General features: G+C 34.6%; 17 protein-coding genes. 5 read left to right on the forward strand and 12 right to left on the reverse strand.

Annotated elements, in window-relative coordinates; translation table 11 throughout:
- Positions 1-4: 4 nt before the first annotated feature.
- The 6 genes from ACYQ5R_RS03920 to ACYQ5R_RS03945 form a co-directional block, all read right to left on the reverse strand.
- Positions 5-2,566 (reverse strand): hypothetical protein, encoded by a 2,562-nt coding sequence (locus ACYQ5R_RS03920; RefSeq protein WP_460189605.1) that lies wholly within the window; start codon positions 2,564-2,566, stop codon positions 5-7.
- 20 nt (positions 2,567-2,586) lie between these two features.
- Positions 2,587-4,050, reverse strand: a complete 1,464-nt coding sequence (locus tag ACYQ5R_RS03925; protein ID WP_460189606.1) for a RagB/SusD family nutrient uptake outer membrane protein — start codon at positions 4,048-4,050, stop codon at positions 2,587-2,589.
- A 10-nt stretch (positions 4,051-4,060) separates the two neighbouring features.
- Positions 4,061-7,105, reverse strand: coding sequence for a SusC/RagA family TonB-linked outer membrane protein (locus ACYQ5R_RS03930; protein WP_460189607.1), 3,045 nt, complete (start codon positions 7,103-7,105; stop codon positions 4,061-4,063).
- A gap of 225 nt (positions 7,106-7,330) precedes the next feature.
- Entirely contained in the window at positions 7,331-10,147 is a 2,817-nt protein-coding gene (locus ACYQ5R_RS03935) for a helix-turn-helix and ligand-binding sensor domain-containing protein (RefSeq protein ID WP_460189608.1), read from the reverse strand.
- 58 nt (positions 10,148-10,205) lie between these two features.
- Complete coding sequence (locus tag ACYQ5R_RS03940) at positions 10,206-10,583, reverse strand: Na(+)-translocating NADH-quinone reductase subunit F (RefSeq protein WP_460189609.1); 378 nt, start codon at positions 10,581-10,583, stop codon at positions 10,206-10,208.
- Positions 10,584-11,939: a DEAD/DEAH box helicase gene (locus tag ACYQ5R_RS03945; RefSeq protein ID WP_460189610.1), complete on the reverse strand. Its 1,356-nt coding sequence runs from the start codon at positions 11,937-11,939 to the stop codon at positions 10,584-10,586. It lies immediately after the preceding gene.
- A 392-nt stretch (positions 11,940-12,331) separates the two neighbouring features.
- Here ACYQ5R_RS03945 and ACYQ5R_RS03950 point away from each other — a divergent pair, with 392 nt between their 5' ends.
- Positions 12,332-12,616, forward strand: a complete 285-nt coding sequence (locus ACYQ5R_RS03950; RefSeq protein WP_460189750.1) for a T9SS type A sorting domain-containing protein — start codon at positions 12,332-12,334, stop codon at positions 12,614-12,616.
- Positions 12,617-12,710: 94 nt separating this feature from the next.
- Here the strand turns inward: ACYQ5R_RS03950 and nqrF are convergent, their stop codons facing one another.
- The 6 genes from nqrF to ACYQ5R_RS03980 are packed head-to-tail and all read right to left on the reverse strand — an operon-like array spanning position 12,711 to position 18,773.
- The gene (gene nqrF, locus ACYQ5R_RS03955; protein WP_460189611.1) at positions 12,711-14,021 is read right to left on the reverse strand and encodes an NADH:ubiquinone reductase (Na(+)-transporting) subunit F; all 1,311 of its coding nucleotides are present in this window, start codon (positions 14,019-14,021) and stop codon (positions 12,711-12,713) included.
- Between the two features lie 4 nt (positions 14,022-14,025).
- Entirely contained in the window at positions 14,026-14,730 is a 705-nt protein-coding gene (gene nqrE, locus ACYQ5R_RS03960) for an NADH:ubiquinone reductase (Na(+)-transporting) subunit E (protein WP_460189612.1), read from the reverse strand.
- A gap of 44 nt (positions 14,731-14,774) precedes the next feature.
- Entirely contained in the window at positions 14,775-15,422 is a 648-nt protein-coding gene (locus ACYQ5R_RS03965) for an NADH:ubiquinone reductase (Na(+)-transporting) subunit D (protein ID WP_460189613.1), read from the reverse strand.
- Between the two features lie 2 nt (positions 15,423-15,424).
- Positions 15,425-16,174 (reverse strand): Na(+)-translocating NADH-quinone reductase subunit C, encoded by a 750-nt coding sequence (locus tag ACYQ5R_RS03970; RefSeq protein ID WP_460189614.1) that lies wholly within the window; start codon positions 16,172-16,174, stop codon positions 15,425-15,427.
- A 2-nt stretch (positions 16,175-16,176) separates the two neighbouring features.
- A complete protein-coding gene (locus ACYQ5R_RS03975; RefSeq protein ID WP_460189615.1) occupies positions 16,177-17,385 on the reverse strand; it encodes an NADH:ubiquinone reductase (Na(+)-transporting) subunit B in 1,209 nt (402 codons plus the stop codon).
- Between the two features lie 35 nt (positions 17,386-17,420).
- Positions 17,421-18,773, reverse strand: coding sequence for a Na(+)-translocating NADH-quinone reductase subunit A (locus ACYQ5R_RS03980; protein ID WP_460189616.1), 1,353 nt, complete (start codon positions 18,771-18,773; stop codon positions 17,421-17,423).
- A 290-nt stretch (positions 18,774-19,063) separates the two neighbouring features.
- Here ACYQ5R_RS03980 and ACYQ5R_RS03985 point away from each other — a divergent pair, with 290 nt between their 5' ends.
- From ACYQ5R_RS03985 to ACYQ5R_RS04000, 4 genes are all read left to right on the forward strand, one after another.
- The gene (locus ACYQ5R_RS03985; RefSeq protein ID WP_460189617.1) at positions 19,064-20,815 is read left to right on the forward strand and encodes a serine hydrolase; all 1,752 of its coding nucleotides are present in this window, start codon (positions 19,064-19,066) and stop codon (positions 20,813-20,815) included.
- A gap of 58 nt (positions 20,816-20,873) precedes the next feature.
- Complete coding sequence (locus ACYQ5R_RS03990; protein WP_460189618.1) at positions 20,874-22,709, forward strand: SulP family inorganic anion transporter; 1,836 nt, start codon at positions 20,874-20,876, stop codon at positions 22,707-22,709.
- A complete protein-coding gene (locus ACYQ5R_RS03995; RefSeq protein ID WP_460189619.1) occupies positions 22,706-23,494 on the forward strand; it encodes a glycoside hydrolase family 16 protein in 789 nt (262 codons plus the stop codon). The genes ACYQ5R_RS03990 and ACYQ5R_RS03995 overlap by 4 nt, the downstream gene beginning before the upstream one ends.
- 101 nt (positions 23,495-23,595) lie before the next feature.
- Positions 23,596-24,366 (forward strand): endonuclease/exonuclease/phosphatase family protein, encoded by a 771-nt coding sequence (locus ACYQ5R_RS04000; protein WP_460189620.1) that lies wholly within the window; start codon positions 23,596-23,598, stop codon positions 24,364-24,366.
- The last annotated feature ends 22 nt before the right edge of the window (positions 24,367-24,388 follow it).

Below are 24,388 nucleotides of genomic sequence, written 5' to 3' on the forward strand. Positions count from 1 at the left end.
CGTATTATTTTATTAATTTATATGTCCAAAATACTCCCGACCCAGCTTCAATAGAAACAATCATGGTATTGTCATTCTCAAATGTGACATCATACGTAATCGAATCTGGTAAAGCGACATCAGGTAATTCTCCAGCATTTACCGCTTTTGGTAATCCCAAATAAGCACCAGCTCCGTTAATCGTTAAGGTACTACCGGATAAGGTATAGGTTGAAGCTACAGAACCATCATGTGGAGCAACTGGAGCACCACATGCATCGGCACCTCCTTGCCATCCTTCAATCCAAGTATCGGTACCTAAAACATTGGCAAAAGATCCATCACTATTGAACACATAAGTATCGTCATAATAACAGGCTCTTTGCGCTACACCTGCATCATCTATAAACCACCATTCTCCAGAACCTGGAGCAGGACCTACCTGAAGTGAACTTGCCTCTGGCGCTATACGCCAAGTACCTTCAACAGGTGATGGCGGAGTCACACCTTCTTTCACTAATTTGTATGTCCAAAATACTCCTGAACCAGCTTCAATAGTTACTGTCATTGTCGTATTGCTATTAGAAAGTTCTATATTATAAGTAATCATATCTGGCACTGGAACATCTGGTAATTCTCCAGAATTGTTTGCCTTCGGTAAACCTAAATAAGCACCCGTGCCATTCAAGGTAAGTGTGCCTCCTCCGTAAGAGTATGTAGCCATTGCGGTTCCATCATAAGGTGCAACTGGTACTCCACAGGCATCACCTCCACCTTGCCAACCTTCAATCCATGTATCTGCTCCAAGAACATTCATAAATGACCCGTCTGCATTAAACACATACTTATCGTCGTAATAACATGCTCTTTGAGCTACACCTACATCGTCAATTGACCACCATTCTCCAGAACCTGGAGCAGGACCAACTTGTAACGAACCTGCTTCTGGCGCTACAACCCAAGTACCTTCTATTGGCGAAGGCGCTCCATCTCTAATGAATTTGTATGTCCAAAACACTCCTGAACCTGCTTCTATAGAAACAGTCATCGTATTATCATTATCTGTTAATTCAACATTATAGGTTATTGAACTTGGAACCGGTACGTCTGGCAATTCACCTGCATTATTTGCTTTTGGCAATCCTAAATAGGCACCTGTACCATTAAGTGTAAGTGTACCTGAAGCATCATCATGTACAAAGGTTGCCATGGCTGTTCCATCGTATGGTGCAACTGGAACTCCACATGCATCTCCTCCTCCTTGCCAACCTTCAATCCAAGTATCTGAGCCAAGTAAATTCATAAATGATCCATCGTTACCAAACACATAAGTATCATCGTAGTAACATGCTCTTTGAGCAACACCTGTTGCATCAATAGACCACCATTCACCTGAACCTGGGGCTGGACCTACTTTAAGCGATCCTGCCTCTGGCGCTATTTTCCATGTACCTTCTACTCCTGAAGGACCTGCAGAACTTGGTGGTCTGTGGAAGTAAATATTATCTATAAATACACTACCTTCTGCCCAAGGTGTTCCAACAAACTTCATTTGGAATATATCTTCTAAGGTCAATCCTTGATCTGTGTATTCTGATAATGGAATATCTACACTGTTCCACTGATCTGCGGTTAATTGAACATTAAATGGTCTTTCATCTGGACCAGGTTTAATTAATGATACCTCTAAAGTTGTTACATCCGTTGTCCAAATATCTAAGTGTAATGATTCCATTGCTGTTAAATCAACCTCTTCACCAAACTCAATACCTTGGTAACTAATGTTGATGTATTGCAACATTTTATCACCATTTAAATCAAATTCTGCCCAAGAACTACCTTGACCACCTTGACCCCAATCTGGAAATGCATTGACTCCAGCTACATTTGTATAAGTATCTCCATAAATAGAGATATAGTCTACATCGTTTCTAAATGGTGGCGCTGGAGCTGATTCTAATGGTTGAAGAATTTCAGTAACCTCAAACTCTTCTGTGTATTCTGTAGTTTCTATTGCACCTCCTTTTGCTACCACTCTAATTGTATATGTTCCAGCCTCTTCATAAATGTATGAAGCGGTTTCTCCAATATTTGTTTCAATTGGAGTTTCATCTGGATTAACACCTGGATAGACTTCAAAGGTCATTGCAAAATCTGCAATAGCAGTTACATTTACTTGTCTTGAAACTCCTGCATCATTTTCAATTACTACTTCTAAGTTCTCTGGTGCTCTAAAGGAAACGTCAATAGTTTGCATTGCTTCTGTTGTTAAACCATTTACTCCATAAGCAGTAATTATTATATCATAAGAACCCTCTGTATATGTATGGTCTATTGCGTTTCCTGGTGAAAATTTATCTGACATTGCTGATCCATCACCAAAATCTACCGTGTAACTAGTTGCGCCTTCTCCCAAAGGAGTAATTGTTACCAATCCAGTATTATCTTGAGTGATTGTTACCAATGCAGACACATTTGAAGGTGCAGCGATTTCATTGATAAAATCTGGATCGTTCATTTCGTTTTCACAACCAGCGCCTAAAAGAAGTATTAGGCACATTAAGATGCTATATTTTATTGTTTTCATAGGATTAAGTTTCATAGTTTTTAGTATCCAGGGTTTTGATCCCAATTACCATTTGAAAATTCTATTTCTTCAAGGGGAACAGGAAATAACTCATGTTTATTAGGTGTAAAACCATCTATTACCGTACCTCTTCCGATACGTACCAAATCAAAAAATCGGTGTCCTTCTCCTACCAATTCAACTCTACGTTCTTGGTATATTGCTTCAGTTAAATTACTGCCTGTAAACGCAACATCTGACAATTGTGCTCTTTGTCTTACTCTATTGAGGTAAGTTTGAGCTCTAGCGTCACTTATACCTCCTCTATTCAATGCTTCTGCCGCCATTAATAACACATCTGCAAATCGAATTGCTCTGTAGTTATTTGGATTTGTAAGATTTAAATCTTGCGCTGCATTTGCGCTTCTTATTCTCGGTATATATTTACGGTTAAAATATCCTGTATGTTCAAATCCTTCACCATAAGTAGCGCCAGTTTGATTTGCCCAAGCAACAATATCCAAAATGGCAACATCTCTTCTAATATCTCCACTCTCGAATGCAGCATAAGCTTCTGCTGTAGGAACGTTAAAACTAAATCCAGAAGAAAATAATGGTCCAGAGTAATTTCTTATACCGCTAAATCCAACAGCAACATTACCTTCGCTACATTGTAAACATCCGAAACCAGCACCTTCTACATCTGTATATTGCACTTCGAATACAGATTCAACACCATTTTCGCCTGACTCCTCGAATAAATCATCATAATCTGCAACCAAATCATAAGGGCCGCTTGTTATTAAACTCTCTAAAGTAGTAGCTGCTTCGTTAAATTTTTCTTGATATAAATAAACCTTCCCTAATAAAGCTTGCGCAGATCCTTTGGTTGCCCTTCCAACTTGTGGAGCATCATAAGATAAATTTGCAATTGCATACTGAAGATCTGATTCAATAAAGGCATATACCTCAGAAACTGGAGAGCGCGGAATTGACTTTTCATCGTCTAAGGCAAATCTTTGATCAACTTTTATTGGAATAGGACCAAACCATTTTACCAACTCAAAATTGTAATACGCACGTAAGAATTTGGCTTCAGCTAATATTACCTCTTTCCCTTCAAAATCTGTTTTATCTTGAAATTCTAAAATGTAGCTCGCTCTATTAACACCAGCAAACATGAAATTCCAAATATTTCTTAAATCATTGTTTATAGGTGTATGAATCATATCATCTACTTGCTGATAACCTATAACATCAGTAGCGCTTTCTCCACCACATAATGTATTATCAGAAGCAATTTCTCCTAACAATTGATTCACATAAGTAGACTGTAATAAATCATATGCAGCAACTAAGGCATTGTAATATTCGTCTTCGTTATTAAAATAATTTTCTGAATCTATTGAATAAACCGGATCTCTATCTACAAAATCATCTTGACAAGCAGAAGTAACCGCTACAAGCATTGAAATTGCCAGAATATTTTTTATAAAATTTTTCATCGTAGTTCTTTTAAAAGTTTAAGTTAAGTCCTAGGATATACGTTCTTGGTAATGGGTAAAATCCATAGTCAATCCCACCTCCTATAGGCGCTCCTGAAGACGCTCCTGGGTCATAACCTTTATAGTCTGTAAATGTGTATAAGTTGGTTCCTCCTGCATATAGTCTTAACTTACTAATACCTGCTTTTTCTAAATATTTTGGAGGAACTGAATATCCAATTTGAACATTTTGGATTCTAACAAATGAAGCATCTTCTACATAGTAATCTGAAAATACATTATTAGAAGTAGCGCCAGTAGTAACTCTTGGTACGGAATTACTCGTACCTTCACCTCTCCATCTGTCTAACACATAGTTTAATCTATTTACATCAGACAATGTTCTTTCGTAATTTCTTACCATATCATTACCTATTGAAGCATAGGTATATGCAACAAAGTCTATGTTTTTATAATTAAAACTTAAATTAAGACCCATTGTAACATCTGCAATCGGGTCTCCAATATTTGTGCGATCGTCAGAATTAATAACACCGTCGTTATTTAAATCAACATAACGGATATCTCCAGGTACAGCTTCTGCTCCTAAATCAATTTGAGATGGATGTGCATCGACTTCGGCTTGGTTTTGAAAAATCCCATCTGTTTTATATCCGTAGAAATATCCTATTGGCTGTCCAACTTCCATTCTAGAAGGTGCAGGTTGTCCGACTCCAAAAGAACCCCCTTCAATAAAACCTGTACTATTGTTAACTTCTAAAACTTCATTATTTAAAGTTGTAATGTTATAGTTTATAGAAAAATCAAAATCTTCTGATACTGTGTTTTTGTAACCAATGGCAAATTCAAAACCTTTATTACGCACTCCACCAGCATTCACCGTTGGAGATGCACCACCAGGAGCATAAACACCAGAAATACCAGAAACTGGAATATTGGCAATTAATAAATTATCTCTTGTGTTAATAAAATAATCTGCCGTAACGTCTACTTGATTGTCAAATAATTTTAAATCGATACCTACATCAAATTTCTTTGCTTCCTCCCACTGTAAACTTTCGTTAGGTAACTGACCAATTGCGGTACCATTCACCAAAACACCATCAAACACATAAGTTCCTTCACCACTTAAGGTTCCAATATATCCGTTATTTGGAATCTGATCGTTTCCTAACACCCCGTAACTCGCTCTTAACTTAAAAAAGTTTATCGTCTTAGATTCTCCAAAGAATTCTTCATCAGAAACTACCCACCCCGCAGTTGCAGATGGAAACCATCCGACTCTATTATCTGGACCGAATCTCGAAGAGAGGTCGCGTCTAATCATTGCAGAGAATAAATACTTTCCTTCGAAATCGTATTGTACTCTTCCAAAAAAAGATAATCTTCTCTCATCGTATGCATAAGACCCTACAGCTCTAGACTCTGCGATTCCCTGAGCTAGACTAATATCTGCAAACTCCCAACTGTTGTTTGGCACATCAAAACCAGTTGCAAATAAACCGCTTCCCCATTGTTTATAAACAGTAGTACCTAGAGTAGCATCTAACGTATGCTTTTCGTTAAATGTATTTTTATAATTTGCGAAAAAGTCAAATGTATAATCGTTATCGTTTATTGCATTTTGATTAACTGCGCTTCTAGTTACATCAAATACTTTACCTCCATAGTTTACTTCTTTGGCAAAATCTTTTCCTCGGCTATTCGCCGTATTAAATCCTACACGTCCTGTTAATTTAATCTGATCAATAACTTGATAATCTAACGAAACGTTTCCGTTCCACTTGTTTAAATCATAATCATTGTAAGTATTTGCAATCTGCGCTAAAGGGTTAATGATTTCTATACCCAATCCTGTTGTGCTTGGCACTAAAGTATAGTCACCATTTTCGTCAACAGTACTTAAAGTTGGAGGTGCGTTTAACGCATTAAAAAGCACAGAACCCAAACCACTCTCAGCAATAGATCCACGATTTATGTAGGTGTAAATAATATTAGTAGACAGTTTCAAATTCTCATACAAATCAGCATTCATTGCTAATCTCGCCGTATTTCTTCTAAAGTCTGACTTTTTCGGAGCAATAATCCCTTGCTGGTATAGATGCGAACCACTTAAAGTATAAGAAACTTTATCTCCACCACCTGAAACACTTAAGTCATGACTCACAATTGGAACACCAGAATTTAATACCTCGTCTTGCCAATTTGTTCCTTGACCTAAATTAGAAACATCATCATATGGTAAATCTTGGCCTCCTGCTGCATAACTTTCATTTAATAGTAAGCCATATTCGGTCGCATTTAATAAGCTTAACTTTTTACTACTTTCTTGAAAACCGGTATACACATTATAAGATACTTTTGTCTTCGCATTGTACCTTCCTCTTTTAGTAGTTACAAGTACCACCCCATTAGCTCCGATCGTACCATAAATAGCTGCTTGCGCATCTTTCAATACTGTAATCGATTCTATGTCGTTTGGATTTAAGATACTCAAGTCTCCTTGATAACCATCTATAATTACCAAAGGACCGTTAGCACCATTTGTAGAAATACCACGAATTCGAATATCAAAACCTGCACCTGGTGCTCCAGACTGCGAGGTTACGTTCACACCCGATACTGTACCTTGAAGTGCTTGTTCAACTTTTATTGGTTTAATTTCGTCTAATGTTTCTGAACCAACTACAGAAACAGCACCGGTTACTTCTCTTTTCTTTTGAGAACCATAACCAATAACCACGACTTCATTTAAAGTTTGAGCAGATTCGACCAACTCAATTTGCATTGGACTTTCATCTACAACTTGAACAGTTTGTGTTTCATAACCTATTGAACTAATTTCAAGAATTGCATTTACTGCAACTCCATCAATAATAAAGTTACCATCGAAATCTGTACTAGCTCCGAGATTGGTATTTAATACAATAACATTAACACCTGGTAAAGGCTCTTTAGACCCTTGATCAATTACCGTACCTTGTATTGTTAAATTCTGGGCCATTAGGGCCACTGAAAAAAAGCAAACAAGAAGGTTTAGAATTTTTTTTCCCATCCTTAACATAATTAGTTTTGTTAAGGTGTAAATTTACTTTTGTGTTGTGGTTTTTACATTTAAATGATACCCTACAAAAATTCTACATACCACTTCCTACCACTTAAAACTATTTTTTAATTATTGATTTTCAATGTTTTATGTATTTTATAAAAATAAAGTGAGTTTTATAAAATATTTAATATGTATAGGTTATGTTTGGGTAAAAATACAAATTGTAGTGGTCTATATACTCAAAATATAGGTGACCAGATTGGTGTTTTTATTTAATTCAAGTTTTTTACGCAAACGATATCGTTTAACTTCAACACTCTTAATTGATATATTTAAAAGTGGTGCTATTTCTTTTGAGGTGAGGTTAATTCTTAAATAGGCACAAATCTTTAAATCATTGGGAGTAAGATCTGGATGTCTCTCTTTGATCTTTATAAAAAACTCTTTATCTGAATTATTAAAGGCTCTTTCAAATTGTTCCCAATCGTCTGAATCATTCAAATAAGAATCAATAAAATCAATTATTTCACCTACATCTTTTTTACTATTTACCTTTTTTAATTGAGATTTTAAATCACTTAACAGTTCATTCTTCTTAACCAAACTATGTGTTGAAATACTTAGCTCCTTAGTTTTACTAGCAACATCTAATCTTAAATTCTCATTCTTAAACTGCATTAATTCTTTTTCGCGCTCTAAGTTTTCTATTCTTAGTTTTCGGTAGGTTCGTTTGATTGCCAAATCTCTCTGCTCTCTATAATAATTCGTATACTTTCTATGTGCTATTAATAGCAAAATAACTCCCGATAATAGATAAACTGTTATCATAAATAATGTAGCATACCAAGGAGTGGCAATTTTAAAATTAACTTGAAGAATATTTGATGAAATTGAATTACCTACTTTAGAACGCACCATTAAGGTGTAATTACCAGAATTTAGATTACTGAATGACACCTCGCTATCTGATGCCCAAGGACTCCATTCATCATAATAACCATTTAGTTTATATTGGTATTGCGTATCTATTAGGTTGTAATAATTTGGTGCATTGAACCCAAAATTTAAATTATTTTCATTGGATTTAAGTTGTATTTCATCTTTATTCTTAAATGCAACTTTTTCTGTTCGACCATCTCTAAAGGATTTTTCAATTTGGTTTAATTGAATTGGATAATTCAAATCGATCGACCCGCTAAGATTTAATGTAAGGTAACCATTAGTAGTACCTATTAAGAATAAATCATTCCCTAAGTATGATACATTCTCAAAACCTGTAACTCCCAATTGTTTACGAAATTCAGGAGAAACATAAAAATTTTGATAATTCCACGAATCATCAAAATTCCCTTTTCTTACGGCAATTATGCTATTGTCTGTAATTCCCCAAATAGTTTTTGTAATCGTTTCTAAGACCAATGGCCCCTTTAATCCAGTATCAGAATTATAAAAAATATTGGATAAAACACTATCTATTTCGAGCTCACCATTCTCTTTTATCAGGTGAATTCGTTGATTTTCATTGGTCGTATAATAAATCGAATTTTTATATCTCACTAAACTTGATCCGTAACCAAAATTACGTATAAACTCAGACTCAGCTGATTTCAAGTCACTACTAAGTTCAACTTTAAACATTCCGTAACTTTCATTATTTAGATATAATGAACGAGTGGAACTAAATTCAAAAAATCGAGTAGATATCTCTATCCCTTCAATATTATTTCTGTAATACCAATTACCGGCAGCATTTTTCTCTAATATGCTAAAGCCTTTGTAATTACCTTGAATAAGTTTATGTTGTTCTCCTGGTATTGGTTTGATATCCCAAGTTCCCGGTTTTGTAGAAATTTGTTCAGCCTTATTTTTATCTATAATAAAAGTTCCTTCATTATGTCCACAAAAAAGAGTGCCATCTATTGACACTAGCTTCCAGACTTGCCCTTCTGTACCTTCAACAAAACTAAAACTATCTTTACTTTGGACATTTCTAAAATACAGCCCTTGATTGGTACCAATGTATTGATATCCTTCAAACAGCAGTGAAGTGTAGGTGGCTCCTAGATCTCCATCTAAATCTTCGAAAATTCTCATTGGGAATCCTTGATTCAACAAGCTAACACCATTGTCTAACCCCAACCAAATATTTAGATGGTCATCTTCAAAAACTGAAAGAATGGTATTATTATTCAATCCATCTTCTTTGGTTATATTTTCAAGCAAGGTGCCATCTTGGGCAATTCTTATAAATCCGTTAGAAACTGTACCCAATAAAAAAGAACCATCTTTAGACATAATAGAGTTGTACACCTTTACCCCTTCGGTCTTGAATGAATCGAATTGCAACAACTTATCTACAACTCCATTCTGTAGGCTATAAAAATCAGCATCTTCATCAACCAAAACCAAATGCTTATCGATTTTAAAAACTCCTAATATGGGTTTGTGCTTAATTTCTGGTTGATCATTCAGCAACTCAGCTTTACCATTTTTAATTGTAAATAAACCAAATCCTACCGCGTGAAAATATATTTCTTCTTCTATCTGATAAATTTTAGAGATACCTTCTTGCTCAATGATTTCAAATTTTTGATTTTGAGTATTATAAATATAAATTCTATCTAAAGATTGAAACAACACCCAATTTTTGACTCCAACAATATTCCAAAATTCTTCATCTGCTTTCAATGCAATATTTAAGGAGTCACTGAGTGATGTATATTCATAAAGACCATATTCATTTGGTTTCCAATAACCAAACTGCTTATACATACCAGAATAAAGTAAACCATTTAGATAGTTTAAAGATTTTAGAGGTGCTCCATTTGGTGCTGGTAACAACTTCCAATCAACACCATTATATTTAAGGAGACCCGCATTATTGGCTACAAAAATATGTTGCAGAGAATCTTGTGTAATGCTCCAATTTTGACTCCCACCATCTAAACTTGTTGTAGAATAATTTTGAATAGGAGGCAATTCTTGCGAAGAAACGCAAAAAGCGATTAAGAGAAAACTGGATATTAAAAACTGGGTTCTTTTATTCAAAATTAAATAGCTGTATGCTAATTTAACGAATATTGATTATCTACAACAGAATCCTCAATCAATTCTGTTGGACATCTAAAAACTGAATACCTTCGTATTGCATTAAATATTCCTGATCCTTAATTATAGGCTTATCATCTCCATCGGGGTTACCCAATCCAACACCTGCATATAATACTTTTGCATTATGCTTCTGAGCATGTGTTTTAAATGTCTCCATCCATATAACATCATAATTATTCGGATTGTTGGGTAAAAGTATTGCCTTAGCAATCACAAAATAGCGTTGATTGTTTTTATCAATACATACAAACTGAGGGTTCTTTTTTAAACCACTCTCAATTGCAATAAATTCAAAACCTCTTTTTTCAAGGTCTTTACCCACAATATTCATTGCCAAATAATGCAATTCCTGCTTTGATAAAGGTCTACTCATTTAACGTCTTTTTTTACGTCTATTGGCATTCTTATCGCCTCTGGTTTTTGGCTTTTTATATTTCTTTGAGATTTCTCTTTTATACGAACCTCCTAAATTTACCTTTAGATTCTTCTTCTTCTTCTCATGAAAAGCCTCTCCTCGCTCATCATTTTGAGTTCTTTTGGTCGGATTATAATGCTCTTTTATTACAGGCTGCTCCTCTTTGGTTAGCTGTTTAGAAATTTCAACTTCTGATGGGAGCCCTTGAATTGGAATCTCTGTGTCCATTAATTTCTCAATTGCAAGTTTCGCTTCTTGCTCATCTTCAGTAGAAAATAGAATTGAATTCCCCTTTTTATCGGCTCTACCCGTTCTACCAATTCGGTGCATATAGTTTTCTGGAAAATTAGGTGTGTCAAAATTAATTACGTGAGATATGCTTTCTATATCCAATCCTCTGGCCATAACATCAGTGCTTACTAACAAGCGATGTGTACCATTTTCAAATTGTGCAATAGCATTCAGTCTAAAATTTTGTGTTTTGTTACCGTGAATTATTCCTACTTGGCCGTAATACTGCTCATTTAGCAATTCATGAATCTTATCTGCTTGACGTTTATTTGGTGCAAATACCAACACCTTTGAATAGACATTGTTATCTTTAACCAAATGGTTTAAGAGATTTACTTTGGTATAAAAATTAGGAACATTAAAAGCTTGCTGTTCTATATTTTCTAAAGGCGTACCACTAACCGCAATAGAAATCTTTTTGGGACCTGTAAAATAATCGTTAATCAAAGCATCTACATCATCAGTCATTGTCGCAGAAAACATGATATTCTGACGTTTTTGAGGCAACAACTCAAAAATATTAAGCAATTGATATCTAAACCCCAAATCAAGCATTACATCAACCTCATCAATCACTAATTTTTGAATAGATTTAAATTTTAGAGCACCACTCAACACCAAATCATACACTCTACCTGGAGTAGCCACAATAATATCCCAACCTTGCGCGACTTCTTGTTTTTGCGTATTCATATTTACTCCGCCATATATACCCAATACACGTACATTGATATATTTAGCCAACGCTTCAATATCTTTTACAACCTGAACAACTAATTCGCGTGTTGGAACTAGTACTAGAATTCTTGGATTAAGCTGCTTAGAAAATTTTAAATCTCGCAACAAAGGCAACATGTAGGCATAGGTTTTACCAGTACCAGTTTGTGCGATACCCACCATATCTGAACCAGAAAGAACTACTGAAAATGATTTTTCTTGTATTGGAGTTGGATGCTCAAAACCAAGGTCTTCAAGTCCGTAGTGAAGTTGTTTACTGAGGTTTAAATCTTGAAAGGTGCTCATGCAGTAATTTTTTGCAAAGATAAGGCTTATTTATGTAGATAATGTCATCACATCTTTAGGTTTAAGCATCTTAAATTGAATACTAAAGAAAAAAACAACTCCCTTTAAAAAACAATAAACTAACTATCAATCTATTGTGATATCTTTTTTAGAAAAATTATGAGAACTCTCGCTTCTAAAAACAAAGTAGGGAGGTATTTGTGTTATGTATTAGGTGAAATTATACTTGTAGTATTAGGTATTTTAATTGCACTGCAAATTAATACTTGAAATCAAAATACAATTTGGCTTACTACAAATTGAATTCTTTGAACGGATTCATAAGTTCTATTAAATTGAGAATTATTGGGATTATAGGGAGTTGGTGAGCTAAAGACAAGGCAATAGATGATATTTCATTTAGCGCTGGACTTTCAACTGATAGTCAATACCTATCAAGCGGTGTCTCTGTTAGCTCAAATCCGTTTGAGTCTATTCTTACTGTAAAGAATTCTTACCAAACAGAAATTGAAAATATAACAGTATTTGATTTAGCTGGAAGAACTGTACAGTATTTAAAAATTAATGATATACAAGAAGAAATTAATGTAGACCTGAGTACTTTAGATACCGCCATTTATATGGTGAACATTCGTTTACAAAATGGCTCTGTGGTAAAAAGAGTGATTAAACGTTAATAGACGTCCATCTACATTTTAAAATAAAAAAGCCCAACATAAAATGTTGGGCTCATAGTATTTAGACTCCTATACTATTAGGAATAATTTCTTATTAGCCTCCAAAGTCGTCAAATCGGATGTTTTCATCTGGAATACCAAAGTCCTCGCCCATTTTTTGAACAGCGTTATTCATTAATGGAGGTCCACAGAAGTATAATTCAATATCTTCTGGTGCATCGTGATGATTTAAGTAATTCTCGATTACACAATTGTGGATAAACCCAACAAAACCATCACCTTCTTTATCATTAATATCTTTCTTTACTTTCCAGTTATCTTCCTCCAATGGTTCAGACAATGCTAAGTAAAACTTAAAGTTAGGGAACTCTCTTTCTAACTCGTAGAAATGCTCTAAATAGAACAACTCTCGCTTAGAACGACCTCCATACCAATACGTAACAGTTCTACCAGTTTTTAATGTTTTAAACAAGTGGTATAAGTGCGAACGCATTGGTGCCATACCTGCACCACCCCCAACGTATAACATTTCGGCATCAGACTCATTAATAAAGAACTCTCCATAAGGACCAGAAATGGTACACTTATCACCTTTTTTAAGATTAAAGATGTAAGAAGATGCAACACCTGGATTTACATCCATCCAACCATTCTTAGCTCTATCCCAAGGTGGCGTAGCAATACGCACATTCAACATAATTTCTCTACCCTCTGCAGGGAAAGAAGCCATTGAATATGCTCTCTCTACAGTTTCATTATTTTTCATCACTAATGGCCATAAGTTAAACTTATCCCATTCTGCCTTAAACTTATCTGGAGTTTCGTGTTCCTCTGGATGCGCAGTAATATCTATATCAGAATATTTTACTTCACACTTTGGTATTTCAATTTGAATATAACCACCAGCTTTATATCCCATATCTTCTGGAATTTCAACAACAAACTCCTTGATAAAAGATGCGACGTTATAGTTTCTAACAACTACAGCATCCCATTTCTTAATTCCAAAGATTTCTTCTGGAATAGAAATTTCCATGTCTTGCTTTACTTTCACCTGACATGCTAAACGAGCACCGTGTTGTAGATCTTTTCTTGAGAAATGCGGTGTTTCTGTTGGTAAAGCTTCACCTCCACCTTTTGTTACATGACACTCACACTGAATACAAGTACCACCACCTCCACAGGCTGATGGTAAAAATATTTTTTGGTTCCCTAATGTTGAAAGTAAAGAACCACCAGATGCTACTTCAACTTCACGCTCACCGTTAATTAAAATCTTAACTGGACCAGATGGTGATAATTTTTGCTTTACAAAAAGTAAAAGCGCTACCAATGCAATTGTAATCAGTAAAAATGCAATTACTGTTACAGCTATTGTTCCTGTTGTACTTGCTGCTAATATCATCTTGTTATTCTATTACTTTAGTATTACTGTCTATTTCTTCAACTGCTTGAGCAACTTCTGTAACTTCTGCACTTTCTGCAGGAGCTTCATCGCCTCCAGTTAACATACCCCCAAAACTCATAAAACCAATAGCCATTAAACCTGTAATGATAAAGGTAATACCTAAACCTCTTAATGGACCAGGTACATTTGAGTAACGGATTTTTTCACGGATAGCCGCAATAGCTAAAATTGCCAAGAACCAACCGATACCAGAACTAACTCCGTAGTTAAATGCTAAGCCTAATGTTTCAATCTCACGAGATTGCATAAATAACGAACCACCTAAAATGGCACAGTTTACAGCAATTAACGGTAAGAAAATACCCAATGAGTTATATAATGATGGCGAAAACTTTTCTACTACTATTTCTACCAGTTGTACCATGGTCGCAATGGTTGCAATAAACATGATAAATGATAAGAAACTCAAGTCAAAAGAGGCATACTCTTCTCCTAACCAAACCAACGCACCGTCTTTTAATAAGTACTGGTCTAATAACCAGTTTAATGGTACTGTAATAGCCATTACGAAGATTACTGCTGCTCCTAAACCTACAGCTGTAGAAACTTTTTTAGATACTGCAAGGTAAGAGCACATTCCTAAGAACGTAGCAAACACCATGTTATCTATAAATATTGATTTGAAAAATAATTCTAAATGTTCCATATGTTATTGTATTCAGTTTGTAGTAAATGAACTACTCACTAATTTTAATGATCTTCTATTAATGCTTTGTTTCTGTTACGTTGCACCCAAATAATGATACCAACAGTTATTAAGGCCATTGGCGCTAATAACATAAAACCATTATTCTCATATCCTGTAGCATACAATCCTGTCTTTTCAATCGGGTCTCCTAATACTGGAATACCCAATAAAGTACCAGAACCTAAAAGCTCTCTAAAGAATCCTACAATAATTAAGATTACTGCATAACCAGCTGCATTACCAATACCATCTAAGAAAGATTTCCATGGTCCGTTACCCAAAGCAAATGCTTCAAAACGCCCCATAATAATACAGTTGGTAATAATTAAACCTACGAAAACCGATAAGGTTTTACTTAATTCGTAAGCAAATGCTTTTAATACCAAGTCAACTATAATTACCAAAGTTGCAACTACAATTAACTGTACAATAATTCTAATTTTTGAAGGAATGATATTTCGCATTAAAGATACTACCACGTTACCAACTCCTAATACAAACAATACCGCTATAGACATTACAATAGAAGCCTTTAACTCAGCTGTAATTGCCAATGCAGAGCAAATACCTAATACCTGAATAGTAATTGGGTTATTATCTGCTAATGGATCTGTAATTAACTTTACGTCTTTTTTTGATAATAGTCCCATAATTAGTTATTTATTTGTTTTAAGTATGGTAAATACATTTGTAAATCTTTTCTGATCATTGCTGCAACGCCGTCACCAGTAATAGTTGCTCCTGCAATTGCATCTACAGCATTATCAGTTTTACGCTCATTCTTTGGATCTGCATTTGATTTAGAAATTGCAATTCCTGCAAAATTTCCATTCTCATCTAAAATGTGCTCTCCTGTAAAGTCATCCATAAAAAAGCGTTGGTTAATGTTAGCCCCTAAACCTGGTGTTTCTCCTTTATGATCGAAAAAAACTCCTTGAGAAATCATACTCTCATCTAAGGCAATATAACCCCAAACAGCATCCCACAAACCTTTACCTCTCATTGGCACGATGTAAAACGTCTTTCCATCTTTTTCACCAATAAATAAGGGTAATCTTCTTTCATAAGAATCGTTCTTAGCTAAAGCAGCTTCTTTTTTAAGATCTATTAAATAAGCCTCATCGTCTTCTGTAGTTTCACTACCTTGAAAAACCAATTGCTTTGTAATATATTTTCCAAACTCTCCTTCTACTCTATCAGTAGGAATAAATGAAACGCTCTTTTCATCGTTTTCATTCACACCCATGGCGTATAGGATATTTTGTTGCTTTTCAAATTTCTTATTTAAGTCTATTTGCGGTTTCAAAGCAGTAGCCAAAAAAGCAAGAATAGCACCCACTACCACTACCATTGCAGTAGCAAATATGACGGTATATGAATTTTTATCTGTTCTATTTTCCATTGTTATGCAGTTTTAGCTTTTAAACGTTTCATTCTTCGTTTTACATTTCCTTGAACCACATAATGGTCAATAGTTGGCGCAAATACGTTCATTAATAAGATTGCTAGCATTACACCTTCTGGATATGCAGGATTGAATACACGGATTAGGATTGAAATAAACCCAATTAAGAAACCGTAAATCCATTTACCTTTAATTGTTTGAGAAGCTGTTACAGGATCTGTTGCCATATAAACTGCTCCAAAAGCAAATCCTCCTAATACTAGGTGATGCCAAAATTCTGTATTCATCAAAGCGTAGAATTTGCTACTTTCTCCAATAATTCCTGCTGCAGTTACTTGATTAAAGATGAATCCCATTACCAATGCTCCAACAACTGCTGAAAGCATAATTCTCCAAGATCCAATTTTAGAGAAAATCAAGAAAAGTGCTCCAAAAAGTATTAATAAAGTAGACGTTTCTCCAACAGAACCCGGAATAAATCCGTAGAACATGTCAGATACACTGTAAGCAAATTCTTGCCCTTGTGCTAAACTACCTAAAACTGTTTCTCCAGAAATGGCATCTGCAGTTCCTGCTCTTTCAACAGCTTCAGCCACCCACACTTTATCTCCAGACATCCAAGTTGGATAAGCAAAGAATAAAAATGCTCTAATTAATAATGCTGGATTTAAGATATTCATACCAGTACCTCCAAATACTTCTTTACCTACTACAACTCCAAATGCAACAGCAACTGCTAACATCCATAACGGAATATCAATTGGTACAATAAGTGGCACTAACATACCGGTAACTAGGTAACCTTCTTCAATCTCATGTCCTTTTTTAATAGCAAATAAAAACTCTATTGCTAAACCAACAACATAGGAAACGATTACTAAAGGAATTACTTTTGCAAATCCAATCCAGAAGTTAGATAAAGTCCAGAATTCAGGACTAAAGAAACCTCCAGAAACATGACCAACCTCGCCAGTAGCTAAATGGTGTTGGTAACCTGCATTAAACATTCCGAAAATCAAACAAGGAACCAAGGCCATAATAACCGTGTTCATTGTTCTTTTTAAATCATCTGCCCCACGTATATGACCACCACTATGTGTAGTTTCATTAGGGGTATATAAAAAGGTGTGGAATCCGTTAAACAACGGCGCCATCTTAGTACCTTTATATTTCTCTTTTAGATTATGTAAATTTTGTTTTAATCCCATGACTTATATATTTTTCATTTCATCGAAATGAATAATTATCCAATTTCTTTAATCATTAAGTCTAATCCTTTTCTAATAATCTCTTGGTGTGGTTGTTTAGAAACACACACAAACTCAGTTAAGGCAAAATCTTCAGGAGCAACCTCATACATACCTAATGCTTCCATCTCATCTAAATCTTGATACATACAAGCTTTTAGTATTTGTAATGGATAAATATCTAGAGGAAAAACTTCTTCATATTTACCTGTTAATACAAATGCACGATGCTCTCCATTGGTATTGGTATCTAAATCATACTCTTTGTTTTTATTTAGCCAAGAGAATGTTAATGCTCGAGTAGTAGAAATCTTATTAAAGATGGGCTTATTCCATCCAAATAATTCATAGTCATCTCCCTCAGGTATCACAGTTACTGTACTGTTATAAAACCCTAAGAAACCATCTGGTTTTACTTTACGACCCGTTAACACATTACCAGAAACAATTCTGAAGTTATCGCTATTCAAACCAGCATCATAAACAAAAGTTGACACTTCTGCTCCTATTTTGGTTCTGTAATATTTTGGCTTTTTCACAACTGATCCGGCTAACGCAATTACACGCTCTGCATTAAATTTACCTGTTAATAAAAACTCTCCAATAATCACTAAATCTTGAGGAGATACTGTCCAAACTACCTCTCCTTTGTTTATAGGATCAATCTGAGCAATTTGAGTACCAACATTTCCAACTGGATGCGGCCCTGAAACCTTGTGTAAAGTAACACCATCTAATCCAGCCATAGGCGAGTTAGAAGATTTACCTACAGAAACATGCACAGCTCCATCAGTCAATTTTCCTAAAGCAGTTATGGCAGCTTGTAACTCGGCCTCTTTACCTGCTAATACGTAATCGTAATCTGCAGCTAAAGGTGCACTTGCATACGCTGAAACAAAAATAGCTTTTGGTGAACCTTCTGGATTTGCAATAACTTCATAAGGACGTTGCTTGATAAACGGCCAACAACCAGCAGCTAATAAAGCTTCTTTAATAGCAGTAGCGTCAGCTTTTGCAACATCAACAGATTTACTTTCTAAATATGATTGATCTTTATCGGCGGTTATTTTAATCGCCATTATTCGTCTTTTCTCTCCACGCACAATCTCAGTAACTTCACCACTAACAGGAGAAACAAATTTCATTGCTTCATTTTCTTTATTGTAAAACACAGTTTCACCTGCTTTTACCTTTGTTCCTGCTTTGGCAACAAGTTTAGGAGTCACTCCGTGGAAATCTTCGGGTAGCAATGTATACACATTACTGGCTACAGCATTCGTAGTAATTTGTTCTGCTTCACCTTTCAACTTAATGTCTAACCCTTTCTTGATTCGGATGTCTGTTGACATATTTTTAATTTGAAATTAATTTTCTTAATAAAAAGCGATGCAAATTTAACCAATTTCCCACTTTTGATATAATTTCTCTCAATATATCAACCCTATAATTTATTATTTATATTCTTTCTAAATAACTTAAAAACTAGATTTTTATACAAAACATTCACCTCTGGTATTTCTGGTTAAAATCTCTAATTTTTCTTATATCAATACCTTTTTTTTCACTTGGTTAAATATTTGATTAATTTTATTGAAACTTTTCTCAATGTAAATCGTCTTACCTCTAAACAAATCGCAATATGAAAACCAAACTAAACTACTACCTCGCGCTTTTTATTCTTAGCGCAACAATGTTAACTGCATCAGATTTACACGCTCAATCTGATGTTAAAAAAATTGAAAACCTCTTACAGCAATACACAGAATACAAACAATTTAACGGTTCTGCACTTATTGCTAAAAAAGGCAAAGTTATTTACAAAGGCGGATTTGGATATGCCAACATGGAATGGGATGTACAAAATGCCTCAGATACCAAACACAGACTTGGCTCAATAACAAAACAATTTACTGGAATGCTAATTATGCAATTGGTAGAACAAGGAAAGTTGGATGTACAAAAACCAATTTCAACCTATTTGCCTGATTACCCGAAAAAGTCTGGAGATATTATTACCACACATCATCTATTGACTCACACCTCTGGAATTCCAAATTACACATCATTTCCTGATTTTTTTTCAACCAAAAGTCGTGATCCAAAAACACCAGATGAGTTTATAGAAATTTTTAAAGATTTACCTTTAGAATTTGAACCAGGAGAAAAATTCAATTATAGCAATTCTGCCTACTTTCTACTTGGTGTAATTATAGAAAAAGTATCAGGAAAAAGTTACGAATCAAATCTTCACGAATTAATTCTCGAGCCCCTTAAAATGCATGATACTGGTTACGATCACCACAATACAATATTAAAAAATAGAGCCACAGGATACGATCAAAATGGCAACAATTTTCGCAACTCAAATTACCTAGATATGAGCTTGCCTTACGCTGCAGGATCTATGTATGCCTCTGCAGAAGACTTGTATAAATGGGATCGCGCTCTTTATGGAAACGAATTACTCTCCAAAGAAAACATGGAAACCTATTTCGCTCCATACATTAAAGCCTTCGGCAATTTAGATTACGCTTATGGATTTGCGGTAGGAGAAATGAAAATAGGCGATTCAGATATCTCAACCGAGGTAACTACACACGGTGGCGGAATAAATGGTTTCAACACTATTATTTTAAGAGATATTAGAGAAGAACATTTAATTGTTTTACTGAATAATACAGGGGGCAAACCATTAAATGAAATCTCTCAAAAGATAATGGCCATTTTATACAAACAACCATACGAATTACCAAAGAAAGACTATACAATGGCAATTGCTGAAAAATATACGGATCAGAATAAAAGTTTTTCAGTTTCAGATTTGCAATCATTGGCAAATACAAATTCATATCAATTAAGCGAAGATACTATTAACGGATTTGGGTACGAACTATTAAATGCAAATCAAATTGCCAACGCAATTACTATATTTGAATTTAACACACAAAAGTATCCTGAGTCTTTTAACACTTTTGACAGTCTTGGAGAAGCATATATGATGAATGGCGAAAATGAAAAAGCTATTTTAAATTACGAGAAATCTGTCAAAATGAACCCTGATAATAAGAACGGTGTTGATATGCTTAAAAAATTAGGTGCCGATATTTCTCAATTTGAAAAAGAAATTATTATTCCAGAAAATGTTCTAGAAAGCTATGTTGGTAAATACGAATTAATGCCAAATTTTATTTTAACAATAACCAAAAAAGAATCACAATTATTCATTCAAGCAACTGGACAAGGTATAAGCGAAATCTACGCTTCATCTGAAACTAAATTCTACAGTAAAATAGTAAATGCTCAAATCACATTTAACATCAATCAAGAGGGAATTGTAGAAAGCTTGACATTGCATCAAGGTGGTAATCATAACGCTAAGAAAATAGAGTAAAAATATTATTACCTTCAAAAAAAGAGTATTTTAGTAGACGTTCCTAAAATCAACTTTTATGAAAGACTTTTTCAACTTTGATTTCTCAAATTTTAAAGGCGATTTATTTGGTGGTATTACTGCCGGTATTGTTGCTTTGCCATTAGCATTGGCTTTTGGAGTTAGCTCTGGTCTAGGTCCTTCAGCCGGATTATACGGTGCCATTTTTATCAGTTTTTTTGCAGCAATGTTTGGCGGCACAAATACCCAAATATCTGGACCAACCGCACCTATGACTGCAGTAAGTATGGTGATGATTGCAGGATTAATTGCAGTCAATGATGGTGATGTTAACCGAGCGTTGCCCGCTATTTTAACAGTATTTATTTTAGCCGGAATTTTTCAAATACTTTTAGGCTTTTCAGGTCTTGGTAAATACATAAAATACATTCCCTACCCTGTAGTTTCTGGGTTTATGACAGCTATTGGCTTGATAATTCTTATAACCCAGATACTACCAGTTATAGGGTATTACGCAGATGAAGACCAAGCATATATAGACTCTTTTAAACCACTTGCTCAAGAACATTTACTAGAAGATATTTTACAAGATGAAGCGGGAGAAGGTTTACTAGTTTTAGATCACTTTGAAGAAACGATTAAAAGAGCGAATAAAATCACTGAAGCTCAAATTCAACAGGAAGCTACATCCTTAGCTAGAAATTCTGCCGGAGGCGTTTTAGGTACGATAAAAATATTGCCTCGCGCTCTAAAAAAAATTGAACTGTTAGAATTACTATTGGCCTTGGGAACCATCATTATAATTTATGGTTTTAAGCGGATAACAACAGCCATACCAAGCACCTTGGTTGCACTTGTTATTATGACTGGAATTGCTGTAGGATTTGACTTTGAATACGATAAAATTGATGCAATACCTAGCGGGATTCCACTTCCTCATTTAGAAGTCTTTACACAATTTGATTTTTCTTTAATTGCACCATACATTTTTACAGCAATCACCTTAGCACTCCTTGGAGGAATTGATTCTCTTCTAACTTCTGTTGTAGCTGATAATATGACCAAAACCAAACACAATCCTAACAAAGAACTGGTAGGTCAAGGCGTTGGAAATGGAATTGCAGGTTTATTTGGAGGCATTCCAGGAGCTGGAGCTACTATTCGAACTGTTGTGAATATCAATGCAGGAGGTAAAACTCGATTATCAGGAATGATGGCTGGAGTGCTTTTATTATTAGTTTTATTAGCATTAGGTCCAATTGCATCTACTATTCCTGCCGCAGTATTAGCTGGTATATTGGTTACAGTAGGTATTGGAGTAATGGATTACAAAGGCTTAAAAGCCATACCACATATGCCATCGGGTGAAGTTGTAGTTATGATTGTTGTTATGATATTATCTTCAATATGGAATTTAGTGTATGCTGTAGGTATCGGACTCATTATTTCTGCATTAATTTTTATGAAAAAAATGGGTGATCTCACAGCGAGTGAATCTACAATAACTTCAACCAATGAAGAGCCTATTTGGGATGATGAAAAAGATATTTCAACAGCTATCAAAGAGCAGATTTTTATAAAACACGTTAATGGCCCACTATTTTTTGGATCTACTAGTGAGTTTCAACAACTAGCAAAACAGGTTCCTGAAACTGCCAAAATACTCGTAATTAGATTGGAAAAAATGAAATATTTAGACCAATCAGGACTTTATGCTATGGAAGATGTTTTAGCTGATTTTGCTCAAACAAATATAAAAATATGTATTGTTGGATTACATAAACAACCCAAATTTTTAATGCAAAAAATCGATCTAATTCCTGATATTGTAGCTAACGAATTAATATTCGAAACAATGGAAACTTGTAAAGATTGGATTAAAAAATCAATATGACCTTAGTATACAACCGATATAAAAATCTAACACGGGTAATTCCAACTTTACTATTGGTTATATGTGCCTCTTGTAATGTAAAAACAGAGCAACTTATTTGGGAAGAAAATTTTGATACAACAGTGCTCAATTCTGAAAATTGGAGTTTTGACATTGGTGATGGATGCCCACATTTATGTGGTTGGGGCAATAATGAATCTCAAATTTATACAAACAGCAATCACTCTGTAAAAAATGGTTTTTTAACAATAACTACTAGAAAGGAAGATTCTATTTATACTTCTACAAGAATTAACTCAAAAGATAAATTTGAATTTACTTATGGCAGAGTAGAAATTAAAGCAAAATTGCCTCAAGGCAAGGGTTTGTGGCCTGCACTATGGATGCTAGGTGGCAATATAGATCAAGTTGGTTGGCCAAAGTGTGGAGAAATCGATATTGTTGAATACGTTGGAAGAAAACCTAACAATGTATTTTTCTCTCTCCATACGGCAGATAGTTTTGGAAACACAATCAACACTCAAAACTCGGAAATTCCTGCTATAGAAGATGGGTTTCATGTTTATGAAATAAATTGGACTGTGGATAGTATTTCATTTTTTGTAGATAAAAAGCACCTATACACTTTCAATCCATCAGAAAAAACAGAAGAGATTTGGCCTTTTGACAAGCCATTTTATTTTGTAATTAATACTGCAGTTGGAGGTAAATTTGGAGGTTATGATATAAACAATTCTGTTTTCCCACAAGAGTTTATAATAGATTATATAAGGGTATATCAATAAATTTAATCTTTATGTCAGGTATTTCGAACCAAATACTATTTTTTCTTTTTTCAGCACTGACTATATTTCCTGTAAGTGGGCAAGAAACAACAATCAAATTAATGAGCTATAACATAAGGTTAGACACACCGTCTGATGGTGAGAATGCATGGCCCAAAAGAAAAGAAGCATTAGCAACACAAATAGCAGAAGTAAACCCTACCATTCTCGGTATTCAAGAAGGAATGCCACATCAAGTCGAGTTTTTAAGTAAAAAACTTAACAATTATAAACGTATTGGTTTCGGTCGTGATGGCGGAAATTTAGGTGAATACAGTGCCATTTACTTTAATTCAAAAGAAGTCGAACTTCTTAAAGAAAACACATTCTGGTTGTCTACTACACCAGAAAAACCATCAAAGAGTTGGGATGCAGCTTATCCAAGAATTTGCACATATGGTTTATTTAAAAATAAAGAAACAAACAAGTTCTTTTGGGTATTTAATACACATTTTGATCATATAGGGCAACAGTCTAGATTGAAAAGCACTTCAATCATTCTCAACAAGATTGAAGAATTAAATGATGATGATTATCCTGTATTTGTAATTGGAGATTTAAATGTTACTCCTCAGAATGAAGTTATAGATCTATTTAACCAAAAATTAATCGACACCTATGAGGCTAGCATGGAAACACCGAAAGGGTCCTTTGGCACTTTTAATGGCTTTGATACAACAACTCCCGCAATAAACCGAATAGATTACATTTTAGCAGACCCTGCAAAAAATATCGAAATAGTTTCGTACGAAGTTTTAAGCGATAAAATACAGAACAAGTTTCTTTCTGACCATTTTGCTGTGTTAACCAAAATTATGCTCCACGACAAATAAATTGTTAATAAACTAAATGTCA

It is taken from the genome of Urechidicola sp. KH5 (genome assembly GCF_054661455.1).

Bases quoted from the DNA above. Each gene is read 5' to 3' on its own strand.
- ACYQ5R_RS03920 (WP_460189605.1), bottom strand. From the start codon at position 2,566: ATGAAAACAATAAAATATAGCATCTTAATGTGCCTAATACTTCTTTTA.
- ACYQ5R_RS03925 (WP_460189606.1), bottom strand. From the start codon at position 4,050: ATGAAAAATTTTATAAAAAATATTCTGGCAATTTCAATGCTTGTAGCG.
- ACYQ5R_RS03930 (WP_460189607.1), bottom strand. From the start codon at position 7,105: ATGGGAAAAAAAATTCTAAACCTTCTTGTTTGCTTTTTTTCAGTGGCC.
- ACYQ5R_RS03940 (WP_460189609.1), bottom strand. From the start codon at position 10,583: ATGAGTAGACCTTTATCAAAGCAGGAATTGCATTATTTGGCAATGAAT.
- ACYQ5R_RS03945 (WP_460189610.1), bottom strand. From the start codon at position 11,939: ATGAGCACCTTTCAAGATTTAAACCTCAGTAAACAACTTCACTACGGA.
- nqrF (WP_460189611.1), bottom strand. From the start codon at position 14,021: ATGATATTAGCAGCAAGTACAACAGGAACAATAGCTGTAACAGTAATT.
- nqrE (WP_460189612.1), bottom strand. From the start codon at position 14,730: ATGGAACATTTAGAATTATTTTTCAAATCAATATTTATAGATAACATG.
- ACYQ5R_RS03965 (WP_460189613.1), bottom strand. From the start codon at position 15,422: ATGGGACTATTATCAAAAAAAGACGTAAAGTTAATTACAGATCCATTA.
- ACYQ5R_RS03970 (WP_460189614.1), bottom strand. From the start codon at position 16,174: ATGGAAAATAGAACAGATAAAAATTCATATACCGTCATATTTGCTACT.
- ACYQ5R_RS03975 (WP_460189615.1), bottom strand. From the start codon at position 17,385: ATGGGATTAAAACAAAATTTACATAATCTAAAAGAGAAATATAAAGGT.
- ACYQ5R_RS03980 (WP_460189616.1), bottom strand. From the start codon at position 18,773: ATGTCAACAGACATCCGAATCAAGAAAGGGTTAGACATTAAGTTGAAA.
- ACYQ5R_RS03985 (WP_460189617.1), top strand. From the start codon at position 19,064: ATGAAAACCAAACTAAACTACTACCTCGCGCTTTTTATTCTTAGCGCA.
- ACYQ5R_RS03990 (WP_460189618.1), top strand. From the start codon at position 20,874: ATGAAAGACTTTTTCAACTTTGATTTCTCAAATTTTAAAGGCGATTTA.
- ACYQ5R_RS03995 (WP_460189619.1), top strand. From the start codon at position 22,706: ATGACCTTAGTATACAACCGATATAAAAATCTAACACGGGTAATTCCA.
- ACYQ5R_RS04000 (WP_460189620.1), top strand. From the start codon at position 23,596: ATGAGCTATAACATAAGGTTAGACACACCGTCTGATGGTGAGAATGCA.